Consider the following 12962-nt stretch of genomic DNA (forward strand, 5'->3'; position numbering starts at 1 on the left):
TTTACAAAAAATACTATATTTGCAACTGAATTATTGATATAGTCCTACAAGAACTGTGTTAATAATCAAACTAGTGTTGATATTTTGAAAAACTTACTTAGTACGCAGTTGGTTGGTTTGGTAAATTTCTTATCGCATCTTCTTCTACAAAAAATCTATCAATTACTGCTACGGTTGTGTATTTTATGAAAGTAACACTAAATTTTATTTGATATAAACGCTGAATAAATCCTGTAGAATTGTCTAATTTTTTGATCCGGTAATTATGAGGTATAATAGTAGTTAGTAGAGGTGATAGAAGAGGAATTCCTTTTTAACCTAATCAGTGAATAGTTTTTTATTCAAGTTCTAATCGTTAAATAATTAAGTTATGAATAATTACACAAAGAAAGTTGCCTGTATGGCCATTCCTTTGTTTTGTCTTAATTTGACTATGGCGGCTGAAAGTAGTGTTTCAGCTCTTGATATCCGGAATGCTGTAGCAGTGGAGGAAACAGCTTCGGTAAATCAGAGTACCCGCAAAGTAACAGGTGTCGTTAAAGATGAAAACGGGGATCCGGTGATTGGAGCCAGTGTTGTTGAAGTAGGCACAACCAATGGTATAATGACAGATGTGGATGGAAAATTCGAATTATCCGTCAAAGCTAACAGTTCGCTGCAAGTCTCTTATGTAGGCTTTGTAGCCCAGACCATAAAACCAGGAAATAAAAACGATATCCAGATCGTATTGAAGGAAGACAGTCAGGCTTTGGACGAAGTGGTGGTAGTAGCTTTCGGTAAAACTACCAAAGAAGCCTTTACTGGTTCTGCCGGTATTATGAAATCGGACGACTTGCTGAAAGCACAGGTTACTAACCCCGCCCAGGCCTTGGCAGGACGTGTTGCAGGTGTACAATTGAGCAGTGAATCCGCACAGCCGGGTAGTTCACCTTCTATCACCATACGTGGTTTCGGTTCTATTTCTTCGGATACGGAACCTTTGATCGTTGTAGACGGTATGCCGTTTGATGGCGACCTGAACCTGATCAACTCGAGTGATATCGAATCGATGACAGTGCTGAAAGATGCAGCTTCCAATGCTTTGTATGGTGCCCGTGGTGCCAATGGAGTGATTATGATCACTACAAAAAGAGGTAAGAATGGAGAGGCTAAAGTAACTCTTGATGCCAAATGGGGTTCCAACGCCAACGGCCTGAAGAATTATAAGACGACAAACGCCCAGCAGTTCTACGAAACTTATTATAAGATGTTGTACAACTATTACGTGACGGAAGACGGAGGAGGAATGTCGGCTTCTGACGCTCATGCATTGGCCAATCAGCATCTGGTAAACGGAGCCAGCGGTGTAGGCCCGGGTTATATGGTTTACTCGGTTCCCGAAGGTCAGGACTTTATCCAGCAGGGTGGTGCTATGAACCCGAATGCAAGCATGGGTACTCTTTATAATTACAATGGAAAACAATTCTGGTTGCAGGCCGACGACTGGGAAGAAGAGGGACTGAAGAACGGTTTCCGTCAGGAATATAATGCTTCCATCTCCGGTGCTACCGAACGTGTGAACTACTATACGTCGTTGGGTTATCTCGATCAGGACGGTATTCAGGAAGGTTCTAACCAGAACCGTTTGACGGCACGTGCAAAACTTGATTACCAGGCAAAGAAATGGTTGAAAGTCGGTGCAAACTTCAACTACTCCAACTATAATTACAGTAAGACGTCGGAAGGAACCATCGGTACCGGAACTATCTGGAGTACGATCAAGACACAGGCTCCTATCTACCCGGTTTATTATCGTGATGCCGACAAGAATATCATGGTCGATAAGTGGGGCGAGAATATGTATGACTTCGCAAGAGCCTACGACCTGAGCCGTGCAGGTGGAGTAGGTGGTAACTGTATTTTCTCAAATAAATATGATAGCCAGAAATGGGAAGGTAACTCTTTTATTGCCAGTGGCTATGCCGATATAAACCTGACAAGCGACCTGACATTGACAGTGAATGGTAATGCTTACGATTACGAACGCAAGTACACATATATCAAAAGTCCTTTTGTCGATTATTATACGGATTCTTCGGATAACGGTTATTTGTCAAAGGCCGATACGCGTAATTTTACCTATAATACCCAGCAGTTGCTGAACTACAACAAGCAATTTGGCAAACATGACGTGGGAGTCATGGTCGGTCATGAATATTATAATTATAAACAAGAGTATCTGGATGCTTCAGGTTATAACTTCGGGATCGATGGTACACATGAACTTGCCACTTGCCTGAACTTGAATAATACAGCCTCTTCTTATACCAGGTCATATAATAATGAAGGTTACTTCTTCCGTGCGATGTACAACTACGATGCGAAATACTTCGGTTCGGTATCTTATCGTCGTGATGCTTCTTCCAACTTTGCGAAAGATAATCGTTGGGGTAACTTCTGGTCGGTCGGTGGAGCATGGTTGATCTCTAAAGAAAAATTCTTCCATTCAGACTGGGTGAATTCATTAAAGATCAAAGCTTCTGTAGGTTCTCAGGGTAACGATAATATTGGTGAGTACATTGGCGATATATTATATGCCGACTCTTATACGATCGTAAATAACGATAATGAAGTGGCTTACCAGTGGCGTCATAAAGGTTCTAAAGACATTACCTGGGAAACCAATACGAACTGGAATGCCGGTGTTGAATTTGATCTGTTTAAAGGACGTCTGAGTGGTAGTCTGGATTATTTCTACCGCAAAACGACCGATATGTTGTTTTCTTTGAACACGCCGCCTTCAATTGGTTACACAAGTTATTATATCAACTTGGGTGATATGCGTAATGCCGGTCTTGAACTGGTACTGCAGGCAACGTTGGTTAGCAATAAGGATTTCAACTGGAATGTCAACTTCAATATTTCCCATGTGAAGAACAAGGTATTAAAATTGCCGAACGAGATCAAGAAAACGAATGTGGAAGGCCATGACGGTTATGTCAACCTGGATAAGTCTTTTGTGTCCAAATATAAATATTTTGTAGCCGAAGGTCTTTCCTTGTATACCTGGTACTTACCTAAGTTTGCCGGTCTCGACTCTGAAACAGGTGAATCTCTTTTCTACAAAGATATTATTGATGATGCAGGCAATGTAACAGGTCAGGAAACAACCAAAGATGCAAGCCAGGCTACCGATTATTTGATCGGCGATGCCCTTCCTTCTTTCTACGGTGGTTTGGGGACGTCTCTTTCGTATCGCGGATTTGATTTCTCTATCAATATGAACTATCAATTGGGTGGTAAAGCGTATGACTATACTTACCAGACATTGATGCATACTGGAGGTACGACAGCTACTACATGGCATCAGGATATTTTTAAAGCATGGACTCCGGAGAATACGAATACAAATGTTCCGCGTTTGTTGTTTACTGAAAAATATTCTCAGAGTGCCCGTTCGGATCGCTTCATTACGAATGCCAGTTATCTGAATGTCCAGAATATCAATTTCGGATATACATTGCCCTCCAACCTGGTACAACAGTACAATATCCAGAACATACGTGTTTATCTCTCTTGTGAGAATCCGTTCTACTTCTCTGCACGCCAGGGATTCGATCCTCGCTATACATTGAAGGGGTATACCAATCCGGAGCTTTATTCTCCGATACGTACTATTTCAGGAGGTATTTCATTGACATTCTAAACATTTAAAGGAAAACATCATGAATAAATATAAGATATTACTAGCAGCTGTTGCTATTATGGGTTTTAGTAGCTGTGTGGAGGATAAGCTATCAACCGAATATGTGCTGGACGAGCAAATCCAGGCATCTGAATCGGCATTGGAAGGGATGATAAATTCCATCTATACTTCGATGGTGGGATACAAAAACGACGATGGCGGTGTTGAAATGATTTCTTACGGTAGTCTGCGTGGTATGCTGGAGCATAGTACGACTCAGTTGGTTTGCTCCGGATCGAACGGATATAACACAATGGGGGCCTGGTGTAATGGTTCTGTTAGTGCTACGGGGTCTAACCGTGGTATTTATCCTTCTTACATCTATTATGGCTATATCAAGAATGTAAATGATATTATTGGCCTGATCGATGTAAACGATTTGGATGATACTAAAAAAACATATTTGGGTATCAGCTACGCTTACCGTGCACTTTATTATATGGAACTGGTTCAGATCATGGAATATAAGAAACCGACCGATAGCCGTTATAACTATGTGGATCCGGAAAAAGACCTGACTAACCTGGGTGTGCCTATCATTACGGAGAAAACGACCTCCGATGAGGCCACCAATAATCCGCGTGCGACGGTTGATGAAGTGTACGACCTGATCCTGAGCGATTTGAAGCAGGCGGAAACTTATTTGGACGGATATACCCGTACTGATAAAATACAACCGAATCTTTCTGTTGTGTATGGTTTGTATGCCCGTGCTTATTCCAATCTGGCTTCCCGTGTAAATACATCTGCTACTTATAAGGATGAGGCTGCTTATTGGCAAAAAGTCAACGAATATGCCGATAAGGCTATTTCGACTTCCGGCTGTGTTCCGTTGACAGAGGCTGAATGGGTGGACCCGGCAAACGGATTCAACAACCGTAACTCTCAGAATTCATGGATGTGGGCTACTTCTATTTCTGAAGGTAATACCACTGCTGCGACTGCAGATGATGGCTCTTTCTCTTTTGCCATGATCTTCGGTACAGAAACAAACTTCTCCGTTTACGGATGGCGCGTAGGTCGTTCGTTGGATCGTAAATGGTACGAACGTCTTTCCGATAACGACTTTCGTAAGAAGTCATGGTTAGCTCCTAACTTCTTCTATGAATCGAAGAATCAGAAAGAGGGAGAACCATATCTGGTGGAAAAAGATGCCGAAGGTAAGTTTATCAATAATAAATGGAATCTGAAGGATGACAATACAAGTACCACTCAGGAGGATTGGGCTGATCAGTATTCCGGTTATGGTTCTGATAAATATCAGTATAAGTTGAACAGTTCCGGTTCCTGGATCCGTTCACGTATCAATGTCTCTATGGGCTTCCAATCATGGCCATGGTTGTATGTAAATATCAAGTTCCGGCCGCATAATGGAAACTACAATACCCATACGATCGGTGGTGCGGTAGATTATCCGATCATGCGTGTCGAAGAAATGCATTTCCTGAAAGCGGAAGCAGCTCTTCATACCTCAGGTGTTCCTGCTGCTGTTCAGGCTTTGGAAGAGATCGTAAAAACACGTAACAACTCTTATACCTGCAAGGCAACTACAGCCACTGACTTCCTGGACGAATATGTATTCCAAAAAGGTATCGAGTTCTGGGGGGAAGGCATCAACTATTTCGATGCTAAACGTCTGGAAGTAGGTATCCACCGTGCATACCGTGGAAATAATTGCGAACGTTACCAGCATTGTATTGATATGGATGGTGTATATGTAGGCTGGACTCCGGGCTGGAACCAGGCTGAACTGAATGCTAACCGCGACATTTATTTCTATAATAACCCGTACACATCGCCGGCTACTTACTACGTCTATAAATCAAATGATGATTTAAGACCGTATTATGGCTCCGAGATTACAGAATAAGAGGGATTGATTAAAAAAGTAAAGGGGGGATGCCGGATTTTAACTGGCATACCCCCTTTTTATGATAGGTTTACTTCTGAAAAATATGAGCTTTTCCTCCATATTTAGCCTTGTTCCTTCGCACGGAATGCCAGTGCATACATACGCATCTGTTTGACCATGGCTACCAGGCCGTTTGATCGGGTAGGGGAAAGATGTTCTTTCAGGCCGATCTGTTCGATAAAATAAAGGTCGGTATCTAAAATCTCTTGTGGTGTGTGACCGGACAGAACATTGATCAACAGCGATACGATCCCTTTTACTATTACGGCATCGCTTTCGCCCTTGAACAGTATCTTACCGTCTTCATAGTCCGCCTGGAGCCACACACGGCTTTGGCAACCTTCGATCAGGTTACTTTCTGTTTTATACTTTTCTTCCAGCGGGGGAAGTGAGTTGCCTAAATCGATCAGCAACGCATACTTGTCCATCCAGTCGTCAAAGGCTGAGAACTCTTCAATAACATTGTCCTGAAGTTCGTTGATAGTCATCGTTGTATTATTATTTCTTTTGTCTGTTATATACTACTTCCAGCACCGTTTGCCCTACGGCTTTGAGGGTTTCGCGGTCGATATTCTCCATATTGTCTTTTTGCGTATGCCAATACCAACCGAAACCGTGGTCACTTTCCGGGTCATAGTTGATAATGTCGATGCAAGGAATATTGCGGCCTTTGATTACATACTCATGGTCGTCTGTGATGGCACCGCCGGTTGCATTGATAAAGTATTTGCCGTATCCCAGGTTACGGGCTGTACTCCAAACCATTTCGACAATGTTGCCCGCTTTGCTTAGAGAGAGTTGCTCTTTGAAGAATGTTGCATTTTTGGCTCCAACCATGTCGAGCAGGATACCGAAGTCGGCACGATAGTTCGGTACATGAGGGTTCTTTGCCCAGAACTGGGTTCCAAGACACCAGGTATCGGGTTTGTATTCGTCAACGAATTCGGGAGTACCGTAATCTTCGGCATCAAAGAAAATGATGTCGACACCTATTCCCGGATCTTTCTGTCCGATCTGGCGGGCTATTTCGAGCAATGCACCTACGCCGCTACCTCCGTCGTCGGCTCCGTCGATCGGTTTCCGGTAATTAGCCGGATCGGGATCGTGGTCTGAATAAGGACGCGAATCCCAGTGGGCGAAGAGTAAGATTCGTTTACTATTGTCCGGATTAAAAGAGCCGATGATGTTCTTGGCTTCCAATCCTGTATTGTCGTATGCGGTAAGAGTTGCTTCCTGTTCGTAGACTTTGGCTCCGAACCGTTTCAGTTCTGATGCCAGATAGTTGCCACAAGCTTTATGTGCTTCACTATTCGGGACACGAGGGCCGAATTTAACCTGATTCTCTACATAAGTGTAGGCGCTGTCGGCGTTGAAAGAAGGCGTATTTGTTGCAGGCACAGCCTGACTGACTGTTGTATTTTCGTGTTGCTGATTCTTGGCCTGGCTGCATGCCATCAGTGAACAAGCCAGCAGTGTTATATATAAAATATGCATCATCATCTGTTTAGATTATCTTTTATCCATTATAGGCAGCCTGTACACGCGACATAATCCGCATCAGGTTGCCACCCCATATTTTTGCGATATCGTTTTCACTGTATCCCTCTTTGAGAAGTCTAACGGTGATGTTTATCAGTTCATTGCTAGCCCGGCAACCGATCAGTTCACCGTCACCGTCGAAATCAGAACCGATACCCACATGGTTGATACCGATCAGGTCGACAATATGATTGATGTGGCGGACAGCATCGGTAAGGGAAGCCTTTTCTGCCTCTTCGTTGATGAATCCTTTATACAGGCAGATCTGTACGACTCCTTGTTTGGCGGCCAGCGCTTTCAACTGACTGTCGGTGAGGTTGCGCGGATGGTTACACAAGGCACGGGCCGAAGAGTGGGAGGCGATGATCGGTTGTTTGCTGAACTCCAATGCATCGTAAAACGTACTTTCGGCTGCGTGTGATATATCTACCAGTATCCCCAACCGGTTCATTTCGGCCACGACCTCTTTCCCGAAAGGACTCAAGCCACCCCATTCCGCTTCGCCGCGGGCAGAGTCGCATATATCGTTGCTGCCATTGTGGCAAAGCGTGATATAGCTGACTCCCAGCTTTTTGAAACGGGATATATTGTTGAGGTCTTTACCGATGGCATAACCGTTTTCCAGTCCCAGCATGATCGTTTTCTTTTCGGCATATTTCGTTACCCATACTTCCTGCGGGGTGTGGGCTATGTTCATTCTGCCCCGATTTATTTCCATCTGGCGATGGATTTCCTGCAGGCGGTCAATAGCATAATCCGTAGCTTTCCGTAATGACTCGTCATCGCGTTTCCCTTGCGGAATATAGGCCACCATGATGGCAGAGTCTACCAGTCCTTCTTCCATGAATGGTAGGTTAACCTTTCCACCTTCCTTCTTTCCAATATTGAACTGGCCGGGGAAGATCATCGGTGTATCGGTATGCGAGTCGAGTATCACATTCCGTTGGTGGATGCGTTTGGCTTCTTTGAACAAACGGGCGGATTCAACATGATGCCTGAATAGTTCCAGCATCAATTCGTCGCCGTAGGAGGCCATTGCTTCCGGATGCCATTGTACGCTAAATATTTCTTTTTCCGGATGTTCCATCGCCTCATTGATGCCGTCGGGAGCTACAGCTGTTTCCTTGAATTCGGGAGCTACTTCTTTCACTGCCTGGTGATGAACGGAGTTGATCTGTATATCCGGTTCTTTTTTCAGTATTTCGAAAAGACGGGAAGATGTATCGGTGATCCTGGCGGAATGTGAAGCCTGTTCGCGGGGCATTGCCTGGCTATGTTTGAGTACGCCGCCTTCGTGCTGCGAATAGATGTCCTGGTAAACCGAGCCGCCGAAAGCGACGTTGATAAGTTGATGACCACGGCAGATGCCCATGATCGGTAACTGGCGGTTGGCGGCCAGTCTGAGCAGGATCAGGTCGAACTCGTCACGGTATGTATCCACATCCTGCAACTGAGGTATCGGCTCTTCCCCGATATAAAGCGGATTGAGATCTCCGCCACCACTCATCAGTAACCCGTCCAGACCGGATACGATGGCTGTAAGCGCTTCCATATCTGTTATCACTGGGATCAGCACCGGAGCACCTCCCGCCTGCAATACGGATTGTACGTATGTCTCGGCTATACAGGAAAGTCCGTCTCTCCGGTTTGAAGATATTCCTATGCGGGGAGGCTGAAGTTTTTCTTTCTTTGGTGTAAAGTTGTCAACTTCCCTGTATAAGGCTTCTAAACTCGGACGACGGACTTGATTATTCATAACAAAACTATTTTAGTTGACATTTAACGATTGACAGTTGACAGTTCTTTATATCTGTCCACTGTCATCTGTCCACTGATTAAGCGTCAATGTTTGCGTAAGTTGCATTCTCTTCGATAAACTCGCGGCGCGGACCTACTTCTTCGCCCATTAACATAGCGAATATCTGATCAGCCTCGGCTGCGCTATCGATTGTGATCTGCTTCAGTGTACGGTTGTCCGGATTCATTGTCGTATCCCATAACTGGTGATCGTTCATTTCTCCCAAACCTTTGTATCGCTGAGTATGGATCTGATTTTCATTACCGGCGGCATATCTGTCGATAAATGACTGACGTTGCTGTTCTGTCCAGCAATATTCTTCTACTTTTCCTTTTTTACAGAGGTAAAGAGGAGGGGTAGCCAGGTAAACATATCCGTTATCGATCAGTGCGCGCATTCTGCGGAAGAAGAAAGTCAGGATCAAAGTGGCAATGTGGCTTCCGTCCACGTCGGCATCGGTCATGATGATCACCTTGTGATAACGAAGCTTGCTCAGGTTCAACTCCTTCGGGTCTTCCTCAGTACCTATAGTAACACCCATGGCACGGAAGATGTTCTGAATTTCTTCACTTTCGAAGATTTTATGATCCATCGCTTTCTCTACGTTCAGGATTTTACCGCGAAGCGGAAGGATAGCCTGGAACACACGGTCGCGGCCCTGTTTAGCTGTACCCCCTGCAGAGTCCCCTTCGACAAGGAACAATTCGCAGATGGAAGCGTCTTTCGAAGAGCAGTCGGCCAGCTTGCCGGGAAGTCCTCCACCGGTCATCGGCGATTTGCGCTGAACCAGTTCGCGTGCTTTACGGGCTGCCTGACGGGCCTGTGCTGCCAGAACAACCTTGTCGACGATTATTTTTGCTTCTTTCGGATGCTCTTCCAGATAGTAGCCCAGTGCTTCACCGATTGCCTGATCTACGGCACCAGTCACTTCGCTGTTACCCAATTTTGTCTTTGTCTGTCCTTCAAACTGCGGTTCGGCTACCTTGATAGAGATAACGGCGGTCAGACCTTCACGGAAGTCATCTCCCTGGATCTCTACTTTTGCTTTTTCCAGCAATTTGGAGTCTTCTGCATATTTCTTCAAGGTACGTGTCAGACCACGGCGGAAACCGGCCAGGTGCGTACCTCCTTCAATTGTGTTGATATCGTTTACATACGAGAACACGCTTTCGTTGAAAGAAGTGTTGTATGTCATCGCCACTTCAACGGGAATACCCTGCTTTTCAGTTACGATATGGATCACGTCGGGGATCAGGGATTCTTTGGAACGGTCTACATAGCGAACGAATTCCTTCAAACCTTCTTCCGAACGGAACAGATCTGACTTGTAGGTGCCGTCTTCCTTCGTTACACGTTTGTCCGTTAATGTCAGGTTGATGCCTGCATTCAGGAAGGCTAGTTCGCGTAAACGGGTTGCTAATATTTCATATTTGTATTCGGTAACGGTAAAGATGCTGTTATCCGGCTTGAAAGAGATCGTTGTTCCCGTTGTTGTTGCTTCACCAACGACTTCTACATCATGTAAAGGTTTTCCACAAGAGAATTCCTGCATGTGTATTTTCCCTCCCCTGCGAACTTCCGCTTTCAGGTAAGTGGAAAGAGCATTCACACAAGATACGCCCACACCATGCAAACCTCCGGATACCTTATAAGTCCCTTTGTCGAACTTACCTCCGGCATGTAGCACTGTCAGAACAACTTCCAGAGCTGATTTGCCTTCTTTCTCATGAATATCTACCGGTATACCACGACCGTCGTCCGTTACTGTGATAGAGTTGTCCTCGTTTATTACTACGTCGATCTGAGAACAAAATCCGGCTAGTGCTTCGTCGATAGAGTTGTCGACAACTTCATACACCAGGTGATGTAGACCTTTTTCGCTGATATCGCCAATATACATGGCCGGTCTTTTCCGTACCGCTTCTAACCCTTCAAGTACCTGAATACTGTCCGCAGAGTACTCTCCGGAAGTATTCTTAATTTCTTCACTCATGAGTTTCTATCCTTTAAAATCACTAATTATCTATATCTCTAAAAATGCTAACAAATGTAGTGAAAATAATTGACTTAGCAGGTAAAAGTAGTGTGAAAATAGCAAAAAAACGGGGTGTGAAAAGACATGACAAAGCGGTCGGATTATAATTAACCCGACCGCTTCTAAAGTAGCCCATAGGGGAATCGAACCCCTCTTTCAAGAATGAAAATCTTGCGTCCTAACCGATAGACGAATGGGCCGCAATTATTCCTTATGCAAGCTTGTTAACGTGCTTTGTCAGTTTAGATTTCAAGTTGCTAGCCTTATTCTTGTGAATAACGTTTTTCTTAGCAAGCTTATCCAACATAGAGCACACCTTAGGTAACAGAGCCTGAGCTTCGTTCTTGTCTTCAGTTGCACGCAGTACACGCATCGCATTTCTAGCTGTTTTAGCATGATATCTATTCTGCAAACGTCTTGCGTTAGTCTGTCTGATCCTTTTGATTGATGACTTGTGATTTGCCATTTCTTAGCTATTCTTTATTGAATTTTTAATTTTGTTTATTGTAGCCCATAGGGGAATCGAACCCCTCTTTCAAGAATGAAAATCTTGCGTCCTAACCGATAGACGAATGGGCCATCATGTCAAAGTTCTCACTTTCAGCGCTCTGGGATTGTTGATTTCCCGATTGCGAGTGCAAAGATAGATGTTCTGTCTGAACTACCAAAACATTTCAGAGGAAAATTTAATAGAATACAACGTTTTAACTTCTATTTAGAACCTATATCCTGCAGGTGTATTTCCAGTGCCTTAACGGAAATATTTATTTCCCAGATACATACACATAGCGATGCGGCTAAAAGTAATAAGGCGATTCCGAATATCCATGCAGCGATAATTTGCCATGAAATATAGATGAAGAACATGGAAATTACACAAAGCAGCAGGCTGAGTATGCCGAGTATTTGCATAGAGCGGGTCAGATAAAGCCGTTTACGAAGGTTGGCTATCTGTGCAAAATCTTTCGGATCGTGCGATTGTTGATGCTTTTCTTTTAATGCCCGCACAACACTGGCATACGACAGGAAGCGGTTGGTATAAGCCAGCAATATGAGTGATATGGCTGAAAATAGAAGTGATGGGGTAGTTAGATCCAACATAATTAATAATGTATTTATACTATTATAACCTGCAAATATCGTAAATAGTTTGTTGTTTTGTATCTTTGTCTGCCATAAAGAGGTGAGATTATGTTATGTAAAACGCGCGGGATTGTCCTGCATGCTATTCCATACAACGATAAATATTCTATTATATATATGTATACGGAGGCTTTCGGACGGGCCTCTTATCTGGTGGCACGCAACCGGGGAAAGAAATCGACTGTGTCTAAAGCGCTGTTCATGCCGCTGTCTGTCTTGGAGATGGAAGTGGAGCATCTGAATAAACGTGACCTGCATCGTATCCGCGAGACGAAGTTATGTTATCCTCTGACCGAACTGTTCTGTAATCCGGTGAAGAACGTATTAGCACTGTTCCTTTCCGAGGTGTTATTCCGGGTCGTGAAGGATACGGAACCGGACCCGCGACTTTTCAATTATCTGTATGAATCGATACATTTGCTGGAATACGCCGATAAAGGAGTAGCAAACTTTCATCTGGTATTCCTGCTTCGCCTACTTCATTATCTGGGAATTTATCCGAATGCCGATTCTTTCTCTTCCGGCTGCTATTTCGATATGCAGAACGGTGTTTTTATTGACCGTATCCCTATGCACCGGCATTATTTGAACCGGGAGGAGAGTCAGGTCTTTGCTCGTCTATTGAAAATCAGTTTCGAAAATATGTCGCTTTATTCTTTTTCCCGGCAGGACAGGGTAGGAGTAATCAACCGTATCGTTGAATATTACCGCTTGCATTTACCGGAATTTCCGGAAATAAAATCCCTCTCAGTGATGCAAAGTCTTTTTGATTAATCAGATTACTGTCCGAATACTTGCCAGTTTAAGGAAA

General features: G+C 44.1%; 9 protein-coding genes and 2 tRNA genes. 3 read left to right on the plus strand and 8 right to left on the minus strand.

The genetic code is table 11. The features are described 5' to 3' along the window. The first annotated feature begins 370 nt into the window (after positions 1-370). Both QZ076_RS15705 and QZ076_RS15710 read left to right on the plus strand, forming a co-directional pair. Positions 371-3685 carry a TonB-dependent receptor gene (locus tag QZ076_RS15705; protein WP_293714638.1) on the plus strand — a complete coding sequence of 1105 codons (3315 nt, stop codon included), beginning with the start codon at positions 371-373 and terminating at the stop codon, positions 3683-3685. A gap of 19 nt (positions 3686-3704) precedes the next feature. Next, positions 3705-5594: a RagB/SusD family nutrient uptake outer membrane protein gene (locus QZ076_RS15710; protein WP_293714639.1), complete on the plus strand. Its 1890-nt coding sequence runs from the start codon at positions 3705-3707 to the stop codon at positions 5592-5594. A 104-nt stretch (positions 5595-5698) separates the two neighbouring features. On the opposite strand, the gene QZ076_RS15715 is transcribed toward QZ076_RS15710, so the two are convergent. From QZ076_RS15715 to QZ076_RS15750, 8 genes are all read right to left on the minus strand, one after another. Next, entirely contained in the window at positions 5699-6124 is a 426-nt protein-coding gene (locus tag QZ076_RS15715) for a SufE family protein (protein ID WP_293714640.1), read from the minus strand. 10 nt (positions 6125-6134) lie between these two features. Next, positions 6135-7130, minus strand: coding sequence for a M28 family peptidase (locus tag QZ076_RS15720; protein ID WP_293714661.1), 996 nt, complete (start codon positions 7128-7130; stop codon positions 6135-6137). A gap of 22 nt (positions 7131-7152) precedes the next feature. Then, positions 7153-8931 carry a gamma-glutamyl-gamma-aminobutyrate hydrolase family protein gene (locus QZ076_RS15725; protein ID WP_293714641.1) on the minus strand — a complete coding sequence of 593 codons (1779 nt, stop codon included), beginning with the start codon at positions 8929-8931 and terminating at the stop codon, positions 7153-7155. Between the two features lie 79 nt (positions 8932-9010). Next, the gene (gene gyrB, locus QZ076_RS15730; protein ID WP_293714642.1) at positions 9011-10966 is read right to left on the minus strand and encodes a DNA topoisomerase (ATP-hydrolyzing) subunit B; all 1956 of its coding nucleotides are present in this window, start codon (positions 10964-10966) and stop codon (positions 9011-9013) included. A gap of 170 nt (positions 10967-11136) precedes the next feature. Continuing rightward, positions 11137-11208: transfer RNA gene (locus QZ076_RS15735), tRNA-Glu, on the minus strand. A gap of 11 nt (positions 11209-11219) precedes the next feature. After that, positions 11220-11474 (minus strand): 30S ribosomal protein S20, encoded by a 255-nt coding sequence (gene rpsT, locus QZ076_RS15740; protein WP_293714643.1) that lies wholly within the window; start codon positions 11472-11474, stop codon positions 11220-11222. 41 nt (positions 11475-11515) lie between these two features. Continuing rightward, positions 11516-11587: transfer RNA gene (locus QZ076_RS15745), tRNA-Glu, on the minus strand. Between the two features lie 132 nt (positions 11588-11719). After that, the gene (locus tag QZ076_RS15750) at positions 11720-12109 is read right to left on the minus strand and encodes a DUF2721 domain-containing protein (protein WP_129729740.1); all 390 of its coding nucleotides are present in this window, start codon (positions 12107-12109) and stop codon (positions 11720-11722) included. 90 nt (positions 12110-12199) lie between these two features. On the opposite strand from QZ076_RS15750, the gene recO reads away from it, so the two are divergent. After that, entirely contained in the window at positions 12200-12925 is a 726-nt protein-coding gene (recO, locus tag QZ076_RS15755) for a DNA repair protein RecO (RefSeq protein WP_075555991.1), read from the plus strand. The last annotated feature ends 37 nt before the right edge of the window (positions 12926-12962 follow it).

It is taken from the genome of uncultured Parabacteroides sp., assembly GCF_905196875.1.
Taxonomy (GTDB): Bacteria; Bacteroidota; Bacteroidia; order Bacteroidales; family Tannerellaceae; genus Parabacteroides.

Bases quoted from the DNA above. Each gene is read 5' to 3' on its own strand.
- QZ076_RS15750 (WP_129729740.1), bottom strand. From the start codon at position 12,109: ATGTTGGATCTAACTACCCCATCACTTCTATTTTCAGCCATATCACTC.
- QZ076_RS15710 (WP_293714639.1), top strand. From the start codon at position 3,705: ATGAATAAATATAAGATATTACTAGCAGCTGTTGCTATTATGGGTTTT.
- rpsT (WP_293714643.1), bottom strand. From the start codon at position 11,474: ATGGCAAATCACAAGTCATCAATCAAAAGGATCAGACAGACTAACGCA.
- QZ076_RS15715 (WP_293714640.1), bottom strand. From the start codon at position 6,124: ATGACTATCAACGAACTTCAGGACAATGTTATTGAAGAGTTCTCAGCC.
- recO (WP_075555991.1), top strand. From the start codon at position 12,200: ATGTTATGTAAAACGCGCGGGATTGTCCTGCATGCTATTCCATACAAC.
- gyrB (WP_293714642.1), bottom strand. From the start codon at position 10,966: ATGAGTGAAGAAATTAAGAATACTTCCGGAGAGTACTCTGCGGACAGT.
- QZ076_RS15725 (WP_293714641.1), bottom strand. From the start codon at position 8,931: ATGAATAATCAAGTCCGTCGTCCGAGTTTAGAAGCCTTATACAGGGAA.
- QZ076_RS15720 (WP_293714661.1), bottom strand. From the start codon at position 7,130: ATGCATATTTTATATATAACACTGCTGGCTTGTTCACTGATGGCATGC.
- QZ076_RS15705 (WP_293714638.1), top strand. From the start codon at position 371: ATGAATAATTACACAAAGAAAGTTGCCTGTATGGCCATTCCTTTGTTT.